17 protein-coding genes and 1 tRNA gene are annotated in these 16,562 nt (G+C 62.8%); 8 read left to right on the forward strand and 10 right to left on the reverse strand.

From position 1 onward, the window contains the following. Positions 1 to 59: 59 nt before the first annotated feature. The 5 genes from soxZ to CEW89_RS07145 form a co-directional block, all read right to left on the reverse strand. Positions 60 to 389, reverse strand: a complete 330-nt coding sequence (gene soxZ, locus CEW89_RS07125; RefSeq protein WP_066703901.1) for a thiosulfate oxidation carrier complex protein SoxZ — start codon at positions 387 to 389, stop codon at positions 60 to 62. Between the two features lie 28 nt (positions 390 to 417). Then, on the reverse strand, positions 418 to 834 hold the full coding sequence (gene soxY, locus CEW89_RS07130; RefSeq protein ID WP_066703904.1) for a thiosulfate oxidation carrier protein SoxY: 417 nt from the start codon (positions 832 to 834) through the stop codon (positions 418 to 420). A gap of 42 nt (positions 835 to 876) precedes the next feature. Continuing rightward, positions 877 to 1,374: a sulfur oxidation c-type cytochrome SoxX gene (soxX, locus tag CEW89_RS07135; RefSeq protein WP_066703911.1), complete on the reverse strand. Its 498-nt coding sequence runs from the start codon at positions 1,372 to 1,374 to the stop codon at positions 877 to 879. A 159-nt stretch (positions 1,375 to 1,533) separates the two neighbouring features. Beyond that, positions 1,534 to 2,130, reverse strand: a complete 597-nt coding sequence (locus CEW89_RS07140) for a thioredoxin family protein (RefSeq protein WP_096805425.1) — start codon at positions 2,128 to 2,130, stop codon at positions 1,534 to 1,536. A 3-nt stretch (positions 2,131 to 2,133) separates the two neighbouring features. Continuing rightward, on the reverse strand, positions 2,134 to 2,889 hold the full coding sequence (locus CEW89_RS07145; protein WP_096805426.1) for a cytochrome c biogenesis CcdA family protein: 756 nt from the start codon (positions 2,887 to 2,889) through the stop codon (positions 2,134 to 2,136). A gap of 134 nt (positions 2,890 to 3,023) precedes the next feature. Between CEW89_RS07145 and CEW89_RS07150 the strand changes: the two genes are divergently transcribed. From CEW89_RS07150 to CEW89_RS07165, 4 genes are all read left to right on the forward strand, one after another. Continuing rightward, positions 3,024 to 3,449: a thioredoxin domain-containing protein gene (locus tag CEW89_RS07150; protein WP_096805427.1), complete on the forward strand. Its 426-nt coding sequence runs from the start codon at positions 3,024 to 3,026 to the stop codon at positions 3,447 to 3,449. Between the two features lie 22 nt (positions 3,450 to 3,471). Then, positions 3,472 to 3,984 carry a GlcG/HbpS family heme-binding protein gene (locus CEW89_RS07155; RefSeq protein ID WP_198403515.1) on the forward strand — a complete coding sequence of 171 codons (513 nt, stop codon included), beginning with the start codon at positions 3,472 to 3,474 and terminating at the stop codon, positions 3,982 to 3,984. 73 nt (positions 3,985 to 4,057) lie between these two features. Beyond that, positions 4,058 to 4,402, forward strand: a complete 345-nt coding sequence (locus tag CEW89_RS07160; protein ID WP_066704472.1) for an ArsR/SmtB family transcription factor — start codon at positions 4,058 to 4,060, stop codon at positions 4,400 to 4,402. 81 nt (positions 4,403 to 4,483) lie between these two features. Beyond that, complete coding sequence (locus tag CEW89_RS07165) at positions 4,484 to 5,539, forward strand: YeeE/YedE family protein (RefSeq protein ID WP_096805428.1); 1,056 nt, start codon at positions 4,484 to 4,486, stop codon at positions 5,537 to 5,539. 38 nt (positions 5,540 to 5,577) lie between these two features. On the opposite strand, the gene CEW89_RS07170 is transcribed toward CEW89_RS07165, so the two are convergent. After that, positions 5,578 to 6,828, reverse strand: coding sequence for a glycerate kinase type-2 family protein (locus tag CEW89_RS07170; protein ID WP_096807160.1), 1,251 nt, complete (start codon positions 6,826 to 6,828; stop codon positions 5,578 to 5,580). A gap of 102 nt (positions 6,829 to 6,930) precedes the next feature. Here CEW89_RS07170 and selD point away from each other — a divergent pair, with 102 nt between their 5' ends. Beyond that, complete coding sequence (gene selD, locus CEW89_RS07175; RefSeq protein ID WP_096805429.1) at positions 6,931 to 9,111, forward strand: selenide, water dikinase SelD; 2,181 nt, start codon at positions 6,931 to 6,933, stop codon at positions 9,109 to 9,111. Between the two features lie 101 nt (positions 9,112 to 9,212). On the opposite strand, the gene mnmH is transcribed toward selD, so the two are convergent. Then, positions 9,213 to 10,259, reverse strand: coding sequence for a tRNA 2-selenouridine(34) synthase MnmH (mnmH, locus tag CEW89_RS07180; protein ID WP_096805430.1), 1,047 nt, complete (start codon positions 10,257 to 10,259; stop codon positions 9,213 to 9,215). Positions 10,260 to 10,833: 574 nt separating this feature from the next. Here mnmH and CEW89_RS07185 point away from each other — a divergent pair. Together CEW89_RS07185 and CEW89_RS07190 are read left to right on the forward strand one after the other, a co-directional pair. Further along, positions 10,834 to 12,135 carry a tyrosine-type recombinase/integrase gene (locus CEW89_RS07185; RefSeq protein ID WP_096805431.1) on the forward strand — a complete coding sequence of 434 codons (1,302 nt, stop codon included), beginning with the start codon at positions 10,834 to 10,836 and terminating at the stop codon, positions 12,133 to 12,135. Beyond that, positions 12,128 to 12,409: a hypothetical protein gene (locus CEW89_RS07190; protein WP_157779779.1), complete on the forward strand. Its 282-nt coding sequence runs from the start codon at positions 12,128 to 12,130 to the stop codon at positions 12,407 to 12,409. Before CEW89_RS07185 ends, CEW89_RS07190 begins: the two co-directional genes overlap by 8 nt. A 272-nt stretch (positions 12,410 to 12,681) precedes the next feature. Here CEW89_RS07190 and CEW89_RS07195 read toward each other — a convergent pair. Together CEW89_RS07195 and CEW89_RS07200 are read right to left on the reverse strand one after the other, a co-directional pair. Continuing rightward, positions 12,682 to 12,757, reverse strand: a tRNA-Thr gene (locus CEW89_RS07195). A 321-nt stretch (positions 12,758 to 13,078) separates the two neighbouring features. After that, entirely contained in the window at positions 13,079 to 14,770 is a 1,692-nt protein-coding gene (locus CEW89_RS07200) for an ABC transporter permease (protein WP_081423797.1), read from the reverse strand. Positions 14,771 to 14,977: 207 nt separating this feature from the next. Here CEW89_RS07200 and CEW89_RS07205 point away from each other — a divergent pair, with 207 nt between their 5' ends. Beyond that, entirely contained in the window at positions 14,978 to 15,856 is an 879-nt protein-coding gene (locus tag CEW89_RS07205; protein ID WP_066703935.1) for a hypothetical protein, read from the forward strand. A gap of 8 nt (positions 15,857 to 15,864) precedes the next feature. Here CEW89_RS07205 and CEW89_RS07210 read toward each other — a convergent pair whose 3' ends face one another. Next, a complete protein-coding gene (locus CEW89_RS07210) occupies positions 15,865 to 16,557 on the reverse strand; it encodes a hypothetical protein (RefSeq protein WP_096805433.1) in 693 nt (230 codons plus the stop codon). Between the last annotated feature and the right edge of the window lie 5 nt (positions 16,558 to 16,562).

Raw genomic sequence — 16,562 nt, forward strand, 5'->3', positions numbered from 1 at the left:
TCTCTCCTCCCTGGGGTTTACGCGCGCCCCCTCCTCCAAGGGCGCGCGAAGAGCCTTGGTCAGGCGATGTCGATCGCCTTGACGTCCTCGTAGACGGAGCCGTCGTCGTCATACCAGGTGAACTTGAACTCACCGGCCTCGGGCACGGTAGCTTCGAATTCGATATAGGGGTTGGTCGAGATCGACGGTTCCAGCGTCACGTCGATCACCGACTGACCGTTGAACTCGCAGGTGAAGCGGTTGATGATCGACCGCGGGATCACATTGCCGTCGCTGTCCTTGCGCTGGCCCGATTCCATCGGGTGAGAGATCAGCGTCTTGATGGCGATGACCTCACCGGCAGAGGCGGTTTTGGGGACTTTGACGCGGGGTTTGACACCAGATGCCATTGTGTTTTCTCCTGAAAAATGTCTTCGCTTAGCCGCCGCAGCCGCCGATGGTGACCTTCACGGTCGCGGCGGTCTTGACGAACGAGCCGTCTGCCATCTTCGCGATCGCGACCACGTCCTGCGTGCCGGCAAGACGGATGCGGGTGGAGGCCATTTGCGAACCGGCGAGCGGGCCGAAGGTAAAGGCCGCCACCTCCGGGGTCGGGTTGCCGGTGGCGAAGACCGCGATGGTTTCCGCGCCCGGGGCGTCGACAGTGATCGGAACGGTGTTGCCGTTCTCGGCGATTTCCGGGGCGGTCAGGGTGATGCCACCCTCGCCGGTCTCGGCGCCCCCGGTGAAAGCGGCGATGGCGTCATCGGCTGCCGCCACGGCACGGAAGGGCAGCAGGGCCACTGCCGTCGCGCCGAGGCCGAGAGCCAGTGCGTCACGTCGTGTGAGATTCATGGTTTGCTCCTCGTTAGAGATTTGGGGAATGCTGGCCGACGATCACTCGTCTTTCAGCGTCATAAGATAGGCGACCACATCCTCGATCTGCTGGGCCGAGAGGATCGGCGGCAGATCGGCCGGTGCGGCCTTGCCCGTGTAGGCGTCGCCCGGGCGGTTGAAGCCATCGACCTTGTAGAAGGCCGGCATCACCGTGCCCTCGAAGGTCTTCTTCGGATTGACCACAAGACCGCGCAGTTCGGCTTCGGTCCAGCGGGAGCCCGCGCCGTCGAGCCAGGGACCGACCTCGCCGTGGAACGGCACGTCGGCATAGGCCTCCGCCGCATGGCAGGAAACGCAATTGCCCAGGGACTTTTCCGTCATGATCTTGCGACCTTCGTCCGCATTGCCGGCAGAGCCGGTCAGCGAGGTCTCGACCGCGCCGTAATCGTCGAACTGAACGTCACCGGGTGCGATCTCCGCCGCCGCGACGACCGGAAACGCAAGGACACCGAGCGTGAGCGCGGCGAATGGCTTAAGGCGTTTTGCGATGCGTTTCATGTCTCCTCCCAAAGACTCTGTTTCATTTGCCGCATATCTGCGTTGTTCTTATTGCATACCGTAGCGTGCCAATTTGTCGCAGCGCAAGCAACAAATTCAAAAAAGTGAATTTTGCTGCATGTGCATCCTTGAGGCGAACTGAATTCGCCCTAAGATGTTTCAGTTACTCACCTTTAACTTGCCCCGCTCCTGCTGCAGAACCACTTGACGCGCATGGTATTTCTGGAATGGCTCATCGCCGTCGTAGCCGTGATCGAGCACCCATTGCATCATGTTGTAGGTGGTCAGCTTGCCGAAGGCGCCGGGCACGGTGGAGACCGCTGCGTCCTTGGCGGAGACGCCTTCGGGCACCTCTTCGGGAAAATACAGATTCGTCGGTGTGAACAACACCCCCCACTTCTGCACCATGTCCTTTTCCGGCAAGGTCTCGCCGTCGAAATCCGTCACCTCGACATCGCCGAACATGTTGATCTGGATGACGAAGAAATTCTCCTCGATCATCTGGGTGATCTCCGGGTCCGGGTAGACTTCTTCGTGCATTTTCTTGCAGTAGATGCAGCCGCGTTGCTCCACCATCACCACAAGCCGCTTGCCTTCGGCATTGGCCTCGGCCAGATCTTCGCGCAGATCCTTGAACGTGTCGCGCTGCCATGGCGTCTTGTGCAGCCCGTCGTCGCCCATTTCCACCGCCAAAGCGGGAAAAGCGGCGGCGGCCAGCGTTAGAGAAAGAAGGGTCCGTCGTGCAATCTTGAACATGGTTTACAGGCTCCCGTTGGATCCGATTTTCGAGAAAGAGGGGAAGGTTTCGATCATCCATGCCGCGATCACATTGACCGAATTGGTCACGATCAGGACCGCGAAGAGGATCAGGAACACCCCCATCAGCTTTTCCACCTTCGGCAGGTGGCGGCGGAATTTGGCGGCGAATTTCAGGAAGGGCTTGATGAAAAAGGCCGCCACCACGAAAGGCACGGTCATGCCGATGCCGAAAATCACCATCATCATCAGCCCGCGCAATGCGGTGGCCTCATTCGACGCCAGCATCACTACGCCCACGAGCACACCGCCCACGCAGGGCGTCCACCCGGCGGCAAAGGCCAGCCCCACAAGGTAAGACGACCAGACATTCATATTGGCCGTGTCGCCCGCCTGCATCTGGAACTGGCGATTGAGAAAGCCGATGCGGATCACGCCAAGGAAATGCAACCCGAGGACGAACACCAGAGCGGCGGAACCGATGCGGAAAATGTCCTGATGACTGCGAAACGCCTGGCTGAGCGAAAACGCCGCCGCCCCCAGGAGGACGAAGACCGTGATGATCCCCAGCGAGAACATCACCGACGAGATCACTGCCCGCTTGCGCGCGCCCGGCGCCAATTCGCCCTCGGCGTTGATCTCCGCCATCGAGGTTCCGGCCATGTAGGACAGGTAGAACGGCACGATGGGCAGGATACAGGGTGAGAAAAACACCACCAACCCGCCCAGAAGGGCCGATAGAAACGTTACGTCGAGCATATAATCCTCCCAGTGCGACTGGCCGGTTTGACCCGACGAGGCTCCTCAACCCCGCACCGCGGTTGATCCGCGACTTGTGCCATTCACATATTCAAATTAGGTTGAATATGTCGCACCCGTCAATCGGTATACATATGTTGACAAGAATTTTGGCCTTTGCCGCCCTTTCGCTCGGAGTGATTCTCTGCGTTGCCTCCCCTGCCGCCGCCATGGAACTGGTGATGGTGGAGCAGGACGGCTGTGCTTATTGCGCCCGCTGGAATGCGGAAATCGCCCCGATCTATCCGAAAACCCCGGAGGGCGATTATGCGCCGCTGCGCCGCGTCGACCTGCGTGCGCCCCGTCCCGACGACCTCGAGTTCAAGGGGCCCGTGATCTTCACACCGACCTTCATTCTGGTCGACGAGGGCGTCGAGCAGGGCCGGATCGAAGGCTATGCGGGCGACGAAATGTTCTGGACCATGCTCACCATGCTGCTGCGCGATCACTCCGATTTCGCAGCGCCGGACGAGAGCCTCAAAGACGCAACCGACGTGGAGGGAGACCGCGCCGGAAACTGAGATCACACCAAGGGAGGAAACAATGAAATCATTTAAAACCATGGCCTTGCACGCAGGTTTCTGCGCCAGCATCATGGCCGTGCCCGCGCTTGCCCAGGAAAACGACGCTTTTGTCACCTTTCAGGTGCTGAAACCGGAATACGCCCAACGCGCCGCCGTGGCCGCGATGGAAAGCTGTCGCGAGGCCGGCTATCAGGTCGGCGTCATGGTGGTCGATCGCTTCGGCATCCCGCAGGCCTATGTGCGCGACCGCTACGCCGGTTTGCACGTCTTCGAGACCGCAAGGCGCAAGGCCTGGACCGCCGTCTCCTTTCGCACCGACACGCTCAGCCTCGGTGAGCTGACCGCGCCGGGCGAGATGATGGCGGGCATTCGCGAACTGTCCGAACCTCTCGCCCTCGGAGGCGGTCTTGTGATTGAAGCGTCAGGCTCTATAGTGGCCGGCATCGGTGTTTCCGGCGCCCCAGGCCCCGACCTTGATGCGGACTGCGCTCAGGCGGGCATCGACGCCATCATGGACGACATCGCGTTTTAAGGACCCAAACAACTCTTCGAGGACACATGAGGTGGACAAAGTGAATTCGCCTTTGCCAATCATTACGGAGAACATGTCCGACGAGGACATGGATGTGATGATGTCGAGCGCCTGCGATGCGTCGCAGCTTTTGAAAGCCCTGTCGCATGAGGGGCGGTTGATGATCCTGTGTCATCTGGTGACCGGCGAGAAATCCGTCACCGAGCTCGAAGAGCTTTTGTCGGCACGTCAGGCCGCGGTGAGCCAACAGCTCGCCCGGCTGCGTCTCGAAGGCCTGGTGACGCCCCGCCGTGAGGGCAAGGCGATCTACTATTCCTTGACCGACGACCGACCGAAACGCATTCTCGAAGTGATCTACGACATGTTCTGTTCCGTCGATGGTGGCCCGAAAAAGGCGGCGCTCAAAAGCGACGCCTGACGACATGTCCCGCGCAGATCGGGAGGATCAAAGCGACGGGCGCATAAACGACGGGCATAGGACGGGCATTAGGGAGGAGACATGCTCGACAGTGTTGATCCGGGGCTGCTTGCGGCCCTCATCGGGATGTGCGGCGGGCTGGTCCTTGGCCTTGCCGCCAGACTGGGGCGGTTCTGCTCCATGGGCGCCATCGAGGATGCGCTTTACCAAGGCTCCGACCTGCGCGCCCGGCAATGGGGCGTGGCTCTGAGCGTGGCGCTCCTGGGCACCTTCACCCTGATCGGGTTCGGCCTGTTCGATCCGTCGCAAACCGCCTATCTCGGCCTCAGATGGTATCCGCTCGCCTCCATCGGTGGCGGGCTTCTGTTCGGTTATGGCATGGCTCTGGCGGGCAATTGCGGTTTTGGCGCGCTGGCGCGTCTCGGCGGCGGCGATCTGCGCAATTTCGTCATCGTTCTGGTGATGGGGCTTGCCACCTATGTCACGCTGAACGGGCCGCTGGCACATCTGCGGGTCACGCTCTTCCCGCCCATGCCCGCCGAAGGCTCCCTGCCCGGTTTCGCACATGGGCTTGGCCAGAGCCTCGGCCTGCCCGTCGTCCCCAGCGGGATCGTCGCGGGTCTCGCAATGCTCGCCCTCGCGCTTTCCTCACGCGCCTTTCGCGCCAAGCCGAAACTCATCCTCTGGGGCGGCGCTGTCGGGCTGGCGATTGTTTCCGGCTGGGCCGGCACCGCATGGCTGTCGGAAGCCACATTCGAGGCCACCCCCGTCACCTCGCACAGCTTCGCCGCCCCGATCGGCGACACGCTCTTCTACCTCATGAGCTCCTCGGCCCTCTCTCCCGGATTTGGCGTCGGCTCGGTCATCGGCGTGCTTGCCGGCGCGGCCATCGGCTCCCTGATCAAGGGACATTTCCGCTGGGAAGCCTGCGAAGACCCGCGCGAGTTGAAGCGCCAGATTTTGGGCGCGTCTTTCATGGGCGTGGGGGCCGTGCTGGCCTTTGGCTGCACCGTCGGCCAAGGGCTTTCGGCCTTCTCGCTCCTGACCTATTCCGCCCCGGTGACTATCGCCGCCATCGTCGCTGGCGCAGCCCTCGGCCTGCGCCAGCTGATCTACGGGTTCTCCTTCGCGCGCTAGAGTTTGAGTATTTTCGCAGCAAAGGAAACAGCGTGCGCTCAGCCGAGGATCAGCACCTGAAGATCGGCGACATTCGTCCCGGTCGCGCCGATCTGCAACAGATCCCCTGCGGCCTTGAGACCGTGATAGCTGTCATTGCGCGCCAGCACATCCTGCGGGTCCAGACCCGCCGCCCGCATCCGGTCGAGCGTGCCGGGATCGACCAGACCGCCCGCCGCATCGGTCGGACCATCGCGCCCGTCGGTGCCGCCCGAGAGAAAAACGTAATCCCCAAGCCCCGCCGCTTCGGCCAGCACCGCCACCCGCAGAGCAAGCTCCTGATTGCGCCCACCAAGCCCGTCGCCCGTCAGTTTCACCGTGGTCTCGCCACCGAAGAGAAACACGCCGCGCTCGCCCGAGCCTTTGGCACAATCGACGATAATCCTGGCCGCCTCGGCGACATCGCCCTCAAGCGGCATCGGGAAGACATGCACCCCATGGCTGGCCCCGCCCCCCGCCGCGCGCGCCATGGCCGCGACCGAAATCTTGTTCGACCCGATGAGCGTGGAGGAACTCTCCGGCAAGGGACCGAGATCGGGTTGCGGCTGTGACAGGTAGGTCGTCACCGACGCGGGCAGCCTGTCCCAAAGTCCGAGGTCGATCAACACCGCTGCCGCTTCGGCCCGCGTGCCGATGGGCGACACGGTCGGCCCGGAGGCAATCGCCCGCAGATCGTCCGACACCACATCCGACAGCAAAAGCGCCGTCACCTTCGCAGGCGCCGCCGCCCTGAGCAAACCGCCGCCCTTGAGCCGGGACAACTGTTGCCGCACGAGGTTCATCGTCACAATATCCGCGCCCGAGGCCAGCAAAAGCCGGTTGACCTCCGCCTTGTCCTCCAAGGACACCCCCGCCACCGGCGCGGGCAAAAGCGCGGAACCGCCGCCCGAAATCAGCGCAAGAACATCGCCCGTCGCATGCGACAGCGCCTCCTCGACCCGAAGCGCGGCGCGCGCGCCCTCGGCATCCGGCACCGGATGACCCGCGGCCAGCACCTCCGCCCCCGCAAGGGGGCTGGCGTTTTCGTAATTCGTGACAACGATGACCGTGCGCGCCCTGACCTGGCGCATGGCCGCTTCCGCCATGCTCCGCGCCGCCTTGCCCACCGCGATGATGATCGGCTGCTCGAAGCTCTGCCCGGCAAGGGCCGCCTCGACGGCCTGACCGGGATCGGCCGCCGCCACACCTTCGAGGAAAATCTCGCGCGCCCGGGCCCGCAGTTCATTGATTTGAGAGGGTTCGTTTGTCATGACCGGATGTTGACACGTTGACCCTGCGGCGTCCAGCGCCCTTGCCAAGCCGCGCGCTTCGCGGCAGGTTTCGCGGGACATTGCCCGATACGGAGCCGAGAGATGCATGAGCTTCCCCTCACCCGAGAACTGGTCCTCATCGGCGGCGGACACAGCCATGCGCTGATCCTGAAACGCTGGGGGATGAAGCCCCTGCCCGGCGTGCGCGTGACGGTGATCAACCCGGGCGCGGTGGCGGCCTATTCCGGCATGTTGCCGGGGTTTGTGGCCGGGCATTACCAACGCGAAGAGTTGGAGCTCGATCTGGTGCGACTGGCGCGTTTTGCTGGTGCGCGGGTGCTCCTCGGTCGGGCCACCGGGATCGACCGCGACGCCCGTCTGGTGCATGTCGAAGGCCACCCGCCGATCCGCTACGATTATGCCTCCATCGACATAGGCATCACCTCCGCCATGCCCGATCTGGACGGGTTTTCCGAGTTCGGCGTGCCAGCCAAACCGCTCGAGCGCTTTGCGACCCGGTGGGACGCGTTTCAGACCGCCGCGCGTCAGGGTGAGGTCCTGCCCCATATGGCGGTGATCGGGGGCGGGGTCGCGGGCGCGGAACTCGCCGCGGCCATGGCGCATCGTCTGGGCGATCTGCCGCAGATAGAGATCACGCTCATCGACCGGGGCGAAATCCTTTCCGAGATGCGCGCGCCGACCCGGCACCGCCTGCTCAAAACCCTCGCCGATTTGCGCGTCACCTTGCGCCCGCAAGCCGAGGTCGCCCGGGTCGAAGCGGATCGGGTCCGCTTTTCCGATGGCAGTGCGCTCGACAGTTTCTTCACCCTCGGCACGGCGGGCGCGCGGCCCTATGATTGGCTCGCCGACACCGGCCTCGATCTGCACGACGGCTTCGTCACCGTCGGCCCGACGCTGCAATCCTCCGACCCGCGCATTTTCGCGGCGGGAGATTGTGCCCATCTCGGCTTCGATCCACGCCCCAAGGCGGGCGTCTATGCGGTGCGCGAGGCCCCGGTGCTGTTCGACAACCTGCGCGCCTGTCTGAGCGAGGGCCCCGGAGTACGCCTGCGTCCTTACAAACCGCAAAAGGACTATCTCAAACTGATCTCTTTGGGGGGCCAATCCGCACTCGCCGACAAGGCGGGGCTTGTGACATCCGGCCCGCTGATGTGGCGCTGGAAAGACCGGATCGACCGGAAATTCATGCAGAAACTCAAGGAATTGACCCCGATGACGCCCCCAGCCCTGCCCGCACAGGTGGCCGAAGGGCTGCGCGAAGAGGTCGAGGACAAGAAACCGATGTGCGGCGCCTGTGGCGCCAAGGTGGGCGGCGATATCCTTTCCCGTGTGCTGCGCGACCAACCGGGTGTGGAGCGGCGTGACGTGCTGCATCTGGCGGGCGACGACGCCGCCCTCCTGACCCATGGCGACACCTGGCAGGTGGCCTCTGTCGATCACCTGCGCGCCTTTGTCGAGGACCCGGTGCTGATGACGCGGATCACCGCGATCCATGCGCTCGGCGATGTCTGGGCCATGGGGGCCTCGCCTCAGGCTGCCCTCATGACCGTCACCCTACCGAAAATGAGCGCGGCGTTGCAGGAGGGCTGGCTGGCGGAAATCATGCAGGCCGCGCGCGATGTCTTCACCGAGGAAGGCGCGGAGATCATCGGCGGGCACACCGCGATGGGATCCGAGTTCTCCGTCGGCTTCACCGTCACCGGCCTGCTGGATCAGCCGATCACACTCAAGGGCGCCCGCCCCGGCGATCGGCTCATCCTGACCAAACCTCTGGGCACCGGCGTGATGCTCGCCGCAGAGATGGAGATGAAGGCCAGCGGGCGCGACATGGAGGCCGCCTATGCCTCAATGGTTCAAAGTTCCGGCGAGGCGGCGCGCATTTTGGGCAATGCCCATGCGATGACCGATGTCACCGGCTTCGGCCTGGCGGGGCATCTCTTGGGTATCTGTCGCGCCTCGGAAGTCGGCGCGGTGCTCCGGCTCGACGATGTGCCACTGCTGCCCGGTGCTTTGGAGCAATCCATGACAGGCATGCGTTCGACGATCTACACCGCGAACCGCGCCTATACCGCAGAATATCAGGGCCCGGAAGGGGCGCTGGCCGATCTCCTGTTCGACCCGCAAACCGCCGGTGGGCTTCTGGCCTGTCTGTCACCGATGCGGGCGGAGAAATGCGTGACGGCGCTTCGGGCGGCAGGCTACGAGGCCGCCCTGATCGGGGAGATCACCAAAGGCCCCGTGCGGCTCACGATCGATGCTTAAGGCGGTCCGCCAAAAAGCTGAGACACAGATTTTGGCGGACCGCAGTACAAGATATAAGCCTGACACGCGCCCTGCCTTTTTCTGATTAAAGGCGTGACGCTTTAGAGCTGTTCCATAAAGCGTGTAATGCCCGCCGCCGCATCTTCGCGCGCGGCTACGCTCATATCGCCGAGATCGACATGTGCCAGCATCTCGGGCGCATGGCGGGCGCGGGCTTTCTCGTAGCGTGGATCGTAATGCTGCGCCATGAGCGCCGCCGCCAGTTCGACGACATCGCCCCGCGCCGCCATCTCCCGCCAAGCATCGACCCGCGCATGGCCTTGCAAGGGAACAAGCTGATCGAGCCGCGCCGCCATCAGCTCGGCATCTTCGACAAGATCCGCGTAGGCCTCGGCAAGATAGCGCGCCCGGGCGCTCAATTGCGCGCTCACCTCGATGCGCGGTGCGGCGCACATCGCCGCCCAGAGCGCAGGCGGCACCGACAGCTCGCCGATCCGCGAGCTTTCCGCCTCCACCAGCAGCGGCCTCGCGGGGTCGAGCCGCGCAAGCGCCGCCGCAAGCCGGCTCTCAAAGCCTTTCTGCGCCGGTTGATCGCCCATGCCGCCAAAGATCGAGCCGCGGTGATTGGCAATGCCTTCGAGATCGAGCACCTGCCCGCCCCGCGCCGCCACCCGCTGCAACAGATCGGTCTTGGCCGTACCGGTATTACCGTCGATCAGCACGAAACGATGCGGCAGCGGCGCGTCGTACAACATGCCGATCACCGCCTTGCGCCAGCTCTTGTACCCGCCCTCGACCACCTCCACCCGCCAGCCGATCTGGCGCAGGATGATGGCAAAGGAATTCGACCTCTGCCCGCCGCGCCAGCAATAGACCAGCGGCTGCCAGCCGCCCTCCTTGTCGGCCAGCGGCCCCTCGATATGATCGGCGGCGTTGCGCGCCACCAGAGCCGCACCGAGCTTTCGCGCCAGAAAGGGCGATTGTTTGTAGACCGTCCCGACCTCGGCCCGTTCGACATCCGAAAGCACCGGCAGGTTGATCGCGCCGGGCACATGGTCCTCAGCAAACTCGGACGGCGCACGCACGTCGATCACCGTGTCGAACGGTGCATCAAGGAACTGTTGGACGGTGGCAAACGCGATACTCATAGGGCTTTGTAGCGCCGGATCGACAGGGCGAACAGGGCTATCGTTTCGTTCTGCAAAGCGGGCCCCGGCCCGTCACATGGTACTGCACGAAACCCAACGCCCGCGACTTCTGGAGCATAGCTTTGTGCTTCATGCTGTGTCCAGCGGTGTGCCACTACATCTGATTCAGCCTTGGTTGGGTCAAACGCATGGAGCCAGTAAGTGGCCGGGTATGAAAACTACCGTTGCCCTCTCGCCACACCGAGATTCTTCCCGCCGCGTGCTTCCGTATTGCTTCCGTTTTTCAAAACGGAGCAAACGCGAACGCGACGATGTCTCGCAAGATGTTGATTTTTTAAGTGAAAAATGGTGCCCCCACACTTTGCCATAGATCATAAGCGACCACGCTCAACCATGCGCAATTAATTACACCAGTTCAAACACTTACAATATATAAACTAAAAAACCGTGCGCAACCCTGCGCAGCCGTTTGCAGCCAAGCGCAGCAAAAATCTGGGGTAGAAAATGGGTAAGGAGTTGCTTTCCAAAAGTTCGATTACTAAAAAGTGGGTAGAATCACAGAGCGGAGCTACCCATGGCGAAACCCAAACTCTCCACCGTCAAGCAACTGGACGCCCTGCCCCACACGGGTGCCAATAACAAGCCCGAGCGCTACGGCGTGGAAGGCGTGCCCGGCCTATACATCCAAATCACACCGAAAGGGAGCAAGAGCTGGCTCCTTCGCGTGTCAGTGAATGGTAAGAGCCGCGAGCTTGGACTAGGCGGATACCCGGAATACGGCCTCAAAGACGCCAAGGACAAAGCCAAGGAACAGCGCGCCAAGGCGCAGCTTGGCATCGACACCAAGGCTGAGAAGGAAGAGACCCGAGCCAAGAACGCCGCCAAAGCGCGCGAGGCAGACGCCAAGGCTTACACCTTCGAAAAGGCGCTGGATGACTATGTGGACATTAAGCGCGCCACGTTCAAAACATACAAAGCACAGATGCAATGGGAGTCGCCTGTGCGCCGGTACGCCTTCCCCGTGATTGGCAAAATGCCGGTGGACGAAATCACCGTGCAAGACGTGCTAAAGATCATTCAGCCGCTTTGGGACACCAAGAACGAAACCGCCGGTCGGGTACGTTCGCGCATGGAGTTGATTATCGCGTCGGCAATCGTGAGGGGCTACCGCAAGGGAGACAACCCTGCTCGATGGGTCGGCAACTTGGCGGCGGTCCTGCCCCCGGCCAAGGCGGTGCGCGACGTGCGCAACATGCCTGCGGTGCCCATCGCGCGGGCGGCTGAATGGTTCGCTGAACTTCGCCAATGCGCAGGCATGGGGTCGCGCGCCTTGGAGTTCCTGGCCCTAACCGCCGTGCGCTCTGGCAACGTGCGCGGGGCCACATGGGAGGAGATAGACCTCGACGCGGGCGTTTGGGAGATACCGGCGGAGCGCATGAAAATGCGTCAGGCGCACACTGTGCCCCTCCCCACGGTTGCCCTCGACCTCCTGAAAGCCCTGCCCCGCATGCAGGGCAATCCGCTTGTGTTCCCGGCACCGCGTGGCGGTGAGCTTTCCGACATGACCTTGAGCGCCACCATGCGCCGAATGCACGCCGCCAAGCTGGAACAAGACGGGGTCGGCTGGATTGACGAAACGAGCAAAGCCCCGGCGGTGCCGCATGGCCTGCGCAGTACGTTCCGCGACTGGGCTGGCGATATGACCGAGTACCCGCGCGAACTGGCCGAAATGGTTTTGGCGCACACCGTCGGCGGGGTTGAGGGTGCATACCGGCGCGGACAGGCCATTGAGCGCCGACGCCCGATTATGGAGGCGTGGGCCGCGCACCTGACCGGCGCGGAGCAGGAAAGCGGAAAGGTGGTGCGCTTTGGTTAAGATGAATTTCACCACCGACAAACCTTTCAGTTGGAAAGACCCGTATCCGACGCCGGAAGACCTTGCCGCGTTCTTATGGCAGGTCAACCCCGACGCCTCCGACCTTGACGTGCTGATAGAGTTTGCCGGGTTCCACCGGCAGGCTTACGACACGTTGCTAGAGGTAGCGAAGGCGCACCGGGCCACCCTCACGGATGCCCAGAAACTGCGCATGTTCGACGCGCTTATGCGAGACCCGCCCCGGCGTGGTAAGCCGAATACCTCGTACGATTGAATATGCAGAAGAGGCCGCGTTCGGACGTTCGTGACGTCAAAGCGGTCTTGTCGCACGCTCGACATTCGCAATCTCTGTGACAGCTTTCTTCTGAAGTGGTCTAGGCATTGAGGCCACTTCATTTGACCTGCCCTCGACCCCCTCAGCGCCGTTGCCCCCAAGCCACACACAGATTCTCCCCTCCGCGTGCTTCCGTATTGCTTCCGTTTTTCAAAACGGAACAAACGCGAACTCGGCGAAGGCCATCAATTTATTGATTTTATTGATAAAAATGGTGCCCCCACACGGACTCGAACCGCGGACCTACTGATTACAAATCAGTTGCTCTACCAGCTGAGCTATAGGGGCATTCAGGCGTCCATTTAAGCGTGCAACCAGGGACGCGCAAGCGATTTGTCGTTCTTTCAGCCAGCGCCCTCTCCAGTACCACCCGATTTCCGCCGGCACGGCGTGTGGCATCGAATGCCTGGTGCGCGGTCGCCATACAGGAGATCAGGCCTCTGTGGGCCCGGCACGTTCCGCCGATCGAAACTGTCAGGGCAGAGGCCCGGAAAATCAGGCCAACCGCAAGGCTCAATAGAGATCTGACACGCCCGACCCCCTCGGCTTACTCCGCACGAACATGGCATGAGCAAAGCAGGATTGGGTTACAACTTGCTTAATGACCGCTTACGTCAGGTCCGAGGCATTCTCGGACCGCGCGAGCAGAAGCACCGCCACCAGCCCGACGGAAATCACCAGAAGGGCTGCGGGAGAGGCCGCTTCGAGCTGTTCGAGCGAGGCTTTCTCGAACACCCGCGTCGCCAGCGTGTTGTAGTTAAACGGCCGCAGCAGCAGCGTCGCGGGCAGTTCCTTGACGCAATCGACGAAGACCAGCAAAAGCGCCGTGCCGACCGAACCGCGGATCAGGGGCACATAGACCCGGCGTAGCGTGCCGCCAAGCGTCTGCCCAAGCGAGCGTGCCGCCATCGGCAGCGAGGGCGCCACCCGGCCCAGAGCGGCATCGGTCGCGCCTTGGGCAATGGCAAAGAAGCGCACGACATAGGCAAAGACGATGGCAAAGGCCGTGCCGGTCATCAAAAGACCCGGATCGCGTCCGGTCAGCGCCGCGATGCCGTCGGCCAGAATGTGATCGAGACCGGCGAGCGGAAACAGGATGCCGATACCCAGAACCGCTCCCGGCGCAGCATAGCCCAGCGTGGTGAAGGGCAGCACCAGACGCGGCAGTTTGCGCCCGGTGAGCCGCACGCCGTACACCATGAAGAGCGCGGCAATAACCGTGAGGATCGCGGCGGAACCTGCCACGGTCAGCGTGTTGGTCAAAGCCTGCAAAAGCCCGGGCTCCAGCCATTGCTCCAGCTCGCCCAGCGCATGGTGCAGGATAACGCCGACGGGCAGGATGAACCCCACCGCGAAGGGCACGACACAGAGCGCCAGTGCCAGCAACCCCTGCCAGCCCGTCAGCCGGATCGGCGAAATCGGTCGGGCCTGACGCGCGCCTTGCGAATAGCGCGCCCGCCCGCGCGAAGATTTCTCCAGTGCGACCAGAAGGAACACGACGACCAGCACCACGGAGGCGATCTGCGCCGCACCGCCGGCGTTGCCGCCTTCGAGCCAGGTCGAGAAAATCCCGGTGGTCAGGGTCTGCACCGAGAAATAACTCACCGTGCCGTAATCCGACACGGTCTCCATCATCACGATGGCAGTCCCCGCCGCAATCGCCGGGCGCGCAAGCGGCAAGCCCACGCGCCAGAAGCGTTCGAACGGCCCCGCCCCCAATGCGCGGGCGGTTTCATAGACCGAGCCGGATTGCTCGCGAAACGCCGCGCGGGTCATGAGAAACACATAGGGCGTAAGAGCGGCGGCCAGAACGATGATCGAAAAGCCCAGAGAACGCACCTCCGGGAACCAATAATCGCGCGAGGTCTGCCAGCCGAACAGCTCGCGCATCAGGGTCTGCACCGGCCCGGCATATTCGAGAAAATCGACCAGGGCATAGGCACCGACATAGGCCGGGATCGCCAAGGGCAGAAGCAACAGCCATTCAAACGCGCGCGAGAAGGGAAAGCGATACATGGTCACGAGCCAGGCGGCACCGGTGCCGACACAGGCGGCCAGAAGCGCGACACCAAAGGCCAGAAGCGCCGTGGTCAGCATGTAACGCGGCAGGGTGGTGGCCAGAAGATGCGGCCAGATGTTCACGCTCGGGTGGAACGCGATCCAGACCACGGAGATCAGCGGCATCAGCACCAGAGCCGCGATGACAAAGGCCCCGACCGACCAGGGCGACAGGCGCGCCACGCGCGCGAGCCCGTGGTGACGGGCGTTCGGGCGGGCATCGCAGGCCGGAGGCTGAGTCATTTGGTCGGTCATTCTTCCGGCTTACTGCCTTTCCGACAGGACGTGAAGCCCAGTTTCGCCGCAAAATCCAAGGGATCGTGGCTATTTTGCCGTGCGGACCTCAGGGCGAATCCGGTTTCCCTACCGGCAAAACCGGTTATATTAACGCTAACGCGCCGCCGCAAAATCAGGCACGGCATAAGAACAGAGACAGGACCGACAGAGCCCATGATCATCTCCATGCATATCGGCGCCCATTGCACCAATGGCGCGCAGCTCATGCGCGGGCTTCTCAAGAACAAGACAGTGCTGGCCGAGCATGGCGTGGCGGTGCCGCCGCCCTCGCATTACCGCGATGTGCTGCCGCAGATCATGAAAAAGGTCAAAAACAACCGTGCCAGCCCCGAAACGCAGGAAATGCTGCTCGATCAGATGCTCGATATGGACGATTGCACCCGCATGGTGCTGTCCTACGAGGATGTGATCTGCATGCACCCGCTCATCTTCGAGAAGGGGCAGTTCTACAGCAAGGCGGATTTCAAACTCCCCTGGCTGCGCAACACTTTTGCCGACCATCAGATGGAATTCTTCATCGGCGTCCGTAACCCGGCGACCTTCATCCCGGAGGCGTTCTCCTATTGCGGCCCGAACACCAGTTTCCAAAGCTTCCTGTCAGGGATCAATCTCGACACGCTGCGCTGGTCCGGGCTTCTGACCCGCATCCGGACCGTCTGCCCGGATACGTCCGTGACCTGTTTCGCCTTCGAGGACACGCCCCTGACCTGGGCACAGGTGATGCGCGACATGACCGGAGTCGGCCCGATGGTGCCGATGTCGGGCGGGCTCGACATTCTTGCCACCATCATGAAGCGCGAGGGCATGAAGCGGCTGCGCACCTATCTGCACACCCACAAACCCCAGACCGAAGAACAGCGCCGCCGCATCCTTCAGGCCTTTCTCGACAAATATGTCGACGAAGACGCTTTGGAAGAAGAGATCGAGGTGCCCGGCTGGGACGAAGCCCTCGTCGAACGGCTGACCGAGGCCTATGAGGAAGACTTGGAGCGGATCGAAGCCATGCAGGGCGTGCGCTTTATCGCGCCTTGAGGTCCCCCTCACTCCGGAACATACGCTCCCACCAGCCCCTCGATCCCGCTCACCGGATACGCCTTGAGCCAGCGCGCCACGCGGCATCCGGCCTCGGCATAGAAACTCGCATCGCGCGCGCCCATGGAATGCCGCCAGTCATGCGCTTTCTCGGGCAACGCCCCCTGCCCCGGATCGCAACTCTCCGGGTTCAGATCGAAACGCGGGTCGCGCGACACATAGGTGGCAATCCCCTCATCGACCCAAGCCGGAAACCGCGCCTGTGCCTTGAGCCCGATCTGGCGATGCAGCGCCACATGGGTCAGCTCATGGGCGATGATCTCCGTGTCATGCCCCTTAGGCGTGAGGTAGAACAGATGACTGCCATAGGCCATCGCGCGCACCTCCATGCCCCCCATGACCTTGTTGCAGGTCTCGGTGTAACAGATCAGCATGCGCGGCCGCTCCTGCGGCCCAAAGGCGGCTTCGACGCGCGCTTCGGCAAAGACGAGACGGCGCAGCATCTCGTCCGAGGTAGTCGGGCCGGTCAGTTCGGAATAGACCTCCGGCGCGATCTTTTTAAACCCGAAACAGCCCGGACAGACCCCGGCCACAACCGGGGACAGCCCAAGCATCACAAGCCCGAGGCCAAAGCCCAGCACCAGCGCGATCAGCGACAGCGCGATGCGGTGACCGAGACGTTGACCAAGTCGGGAGGCCATGACGG

Source organism: Celeribacter ethanolicus (assembly GCF_002407265.1).
Taxonomy (GTDB): Bacteria; Pseudomonadota; Alphaproteobacteria; order Rhodobacterales; family Rhodobacteraceae; genus Celeribacter; species Celeribacter ethanolicus.

Bases quoted from the DNA above. Each gene is read 5' to 3' on its own strand.
- soxZ (WP_066703901.1), bottom strand. From the start codon at position 389: ATGGCATCTGGTGTCAAACCCCGCGTCAAAGTCCCCAAAACCGCCTCT.
- soxY (WP_066703904.1), bottom strand. From the start codon at position 834: ATGAATCTCACACGACGTGACGCACTGGCTCTCGGCCTCGGCGCGACG.
- soxX (WP_066703911.1), bottom strand. From the start codon at position 1,374: ATGAAACGCATCGCAAAACGCCTTAAGCCATTCGCCGCGCTCACGCTC.
- CEW89_RS07140 (WP_096805425.1), bottom strand. From the start codon at position 2,130: ATGTTCAAGATTGCACGACGGACCCTTCTTTCTCTAACGCTGGCCGCC.
- CEW89_RS07145 (WP_096805426.1), bottom strand. From the start codon at position 2,889: ATGCTCGACGTAACGTTTCTATCGGCCCTTCTGGGCGGGTTGGTGGTG.
- CEW89_RS07150 (WP_096805427.1), top strand. From the start codon at position 3,024: ATGTTGACAAGAATTTTGGCCTTTGCCGCCCTTTCGCTCGGAGTGATT.
- CEW89_RS07155 (WP_198403515.1), top strand. From the start codon at position 3,472: ATGAAATCATTTAAAACCATGGCCTTGCACGCAGGTTTCTGCGCCAGC.
- CEW89_RS07160 (WP_066704472.1), top strand. From the start codon at position 4,058: ATGTCCGACGAGGACATGGATGTGATGATGTCGAGCGCCTGCGATGCG.
- CEW89_RS07165 (WP_096805428.1), top strand. From the start codon at position 4,484: ATGCTCGACAGTGTTGATCCGGGGCTGCTTGCGGCCCTCATCGGGATG.
- CEW89_RS07170 (WP_096807160.1), bottom strand. From the start codon at position 6,828: ATGACAAACGAACCCTCTCAAATCAATGAACTGCGGGCCCGGGCGCGC.
- selD (WP_096805429.1), top strand. From the start codon at position 6,931: ATGCATGAGCTTCCCCTCACCCGAGAACTGGTCCTCATCGGCGGCGGA.
- mnmH (WP_096805430.1), bottom strand. From the start codon at position 10,259: ATGAGTATCGCGTTTGCCACCGTCCAACAGTTCCTTGATGCACCGTTC.
- CEW89_RS07185 (WP_096805431.1), top strand. From the start codon at position 10,834: ATGGCGAAACCCAAACTCTCCACCGTCAAGCAACTGGACGCCCTGCCC.
- CEW89_RS07200 (WP_081423797.1), bottom strand. From the start codon at position 14,770: ATGACTCAGCCTCCGGCCTGCGATGCCCGCCCGAACGCCCGTCACCAC.
- CEW89_RS07205 (WP_066703935.1), top strand. From the start codon at position 14,978: ATGATCATCTCCATGCATATCGGCGCCCATTGCACCAATGGCGCGCAG.
- CEW89_RS07210 (WP_096805433.1), bottom strand. From the start codon at position 16,557: ATGGCCTCCCGACTTGGTCAACGTCTCGGTCACCGCATCGCGCTGTCG.